Raw genomic sequence first — 1,474 nt, 5'->3', positions numbered from 1 at the left:
TGAGATTTCCCATTCCGTTAAGGAAGTAAGACCCCACAGAGATGATGTGGTAGATAGGATGGAAGTGGAAGTGCAGTGATGCATGGAGCGGACCATTACTAATCGGTCGAGGACTTAACCAAGAGAGCGGTTAGGTTTATTGAAGGAGAAAGATATTGTTTAGTTTTGAGAGCACAAGCTCTCACCCGAGAGGGTAGTGTGGTGATGATGGCTTGAAGGATACACCTGTTCCCATGCCGAACACAGCAGTTAAGCTTCAACACGCCGAAAGTAGTTGGGGGATCGCTCCCTGCAAGGATAGGACGTTGCCACGCAAAAGCAAGCTTTAATAAAAGCTTGGATATTGGAGAGTTGTCCGAGTTGGCCGAAGGAGCAGCATTGGAAATGCTGTATACGGGTTAAAGCCTGTATCAAGGGTTCGAATCCCTTACTCTCCGTTAATGACCCGTTAGTCAAGTGGTTAAGACACCAGCCTTTCACGCTGGTATCGTGGGTTCAAATCCCGCACGGGTCACTTTTTGGAGGATTAGCTCAGTTGGGAGAGCGTCTGCCTTACAAGCAGAGGGTCACAGGTTCGAGCCCTGTATCCTCCATTGCAACATTTATGTTGCATCAAGTCAAACATACGATGGCTCGGTAGCTCAGTTGGTAGAGCAACGGATTGAAGCTCCGTGTGTCGGCGGTTCGATTCCGTCCCGCGCCATTTATGGAGGAGTAGCGAAGTCTGGCTAAACGCGATGGACCGTAAATCCATTCCTTCGGGTTCGGTGGTTCGAATCCACTCTCCTCCATTTTTATAGGGATATAGTTAAACGGTATAACTACGGTCTCCAAAACCGTCATTGTGGGTTCGATTCCTACTATCCCTGTTAACTGAATATTTTGGCGGTAATGGTGAAGTTTGGTTAACACACCGGTTTGTGGGTCCGGCACGCGTGGGTTCGAATCCCACTTACCGCCCTTTTGATTAGGTAAAATTACTTAATCGTAACTATTTGGTGGTATAGCCAAGTGGTAAGGCAGAGGTCTGCAAAACCTTCATCATCGGTTCAAATCCGATTACCACCTTTTAGTTAGCTGATGCCTCTGTGGCGGAATTGGCAGACGCGCTGGACTCAAAATCCAGTTCCCGTTGAGGGAGTGTGGGTTCGACCCCCACCGGAGGCATTCAAGTACATTTGTACAAAGTAGTCAGCTAAATTTTAAAAGAACCGCAAACCTAAAATTGATTGGGTTTGCGGTTCTTTTTGTTTTGCCAATTTTGAAAACGATTGAAAACGACAAAAAGCGTAAGCCCGCCGTGGCGACACGCCTTGAATCAAAATTCCCGATATGCTTCGATCCTTGGACGGTAAGCCCGCCGTGGCGACACGCCTTGAATCAAAATTCCCGATATGCTTCGATCCTTGGACGGTCGATCATATCGGGAGTTCTTTTATCTTATGCATGACAGTGTTCTTGGACCTCTTTTGTC

9 tRNA genes and 2 rRNA genes are annotated in these 1,474 nt (G+C 47.4%); all 11 read left to right on the top strand.

What is annotated here, in order from left to right:
- Nucleotides 1–122: ribosomal RNA gene (locus OCT58_RS10330) — 23S ribosomal RNA — on the top strand; the annotation flags it as partial.
- Between the two features lie 75 nt (nt 123–197).
- Nucleotides 198–314: ribosomal RNA gene (rrf, locus tag OCT58_RS10325) — 5S ribosomal RNA — on the top strand.
- 31 nt (nt 315–345) lie between these two features.
- Nucleotides 346–437, top strand: a tRNA-Ser gene (locus OCT58_RS10320).
- Between the two features lie 5 nt (nt 438–442).
- A tRNA-Glu gene (locus OCT58_RS10315) sits at nt 443–514 on the top strand.
- A 6-nt stretch (nt 515–520) separates the two neighbouring features.
- Nucleotides 521–593, top strand: a tRNA-Val gene (locus tag OCT58_RS10310).
- Nucleotides 594–630: 37 nt separating this feature from the next.
- A tRNA-Phe gene (locus OCT58_RS10305) sits at nt 631–703 on the top strand.
- 5 nt (nt 704–708) lie between these two features.
- Nucleotides 709–791, top strand: a tRNA-Tyr gene (locus tag OCT58_RS10300).
- 7 nt (nt 792–798) lie between these two features.
- Nucleotides 799–869 (top strand) — tRNA-Trp (locus tag OCT58_RS10295).
- A 16-nt stretch (nt 870–885) separates the two neighbouring features.
- A tRNA-His gene (locus OCT58_RS10290) sits at nt 886–960 on the top strand.
- Nucleotides 961–997: 37 nt separating this feature from the next.
- Nucleotides 998–1,068: transfer RNA gene (locus OCT58_RS10285), tRNA-Cys, on the top strand.
- A 14-nt stretch (nt 1,069–1,082) separates the two neighbouring features.
- Nucleotides 1,083–1,167 (top strand) — tRNA-Leu (locus OCT58_RS10280).
- Nucleotides 1,168–1,474 lie beyond the last annotated feature (307 nt).

It is taken from the genome of Limosilactobacillus kribbianus, from assembly GCF_026413145.1.
In the GTDB taxonomy this organism is placed as follows: Bacteria; Bacillota; Bacilli; order Lactobacillales; family Lactobacillaceae; genus Limosilactobacillus; species Limosilactobacillus kribbianus.
This window is presented reverse-complemented; position numbering and strand designations above follow the sequence as displayed.